We start from the raw sequence: 258 nt of genomic DNA, 5'->3' as shown, positions 1-258 counted from the left end.
CAGCTCCCACATTTTGTTCGGTGTTCGGCTCAAGAGTGGGATGCGCTCAAGTATTCGCTGAAACCGTCGGAATGGACCAGTGAGAACCACGACATCATCTGGCGGGTGGGGGATGGGTATGGCGGTGAATATCACGATGTCGACAAGCCCTGAGCCAACTGGCACACCCTAAATCCAATGTGGGAGCTGGCTTGCCTGCGATGGCAATGTATCAGGCACCCACTTCAGTGCCTGACCCACCGCCATCGCAGGCAAGCC

The organism is Pseudomonas yamanorum, from assembly GCF_013386765.1.
In the GTDB taxonomy this organism is placed as follows: domain Bacteria; phylum Pseudomonadota; class Gammaproteobacteria; order Pseudomonadales; family Pseudomonadaceae; genus Aquipseudomonas; species Aquipseudomonas yamanorum_A.
Note: the sequence above shows the minus strand (reverse complement) of the source record.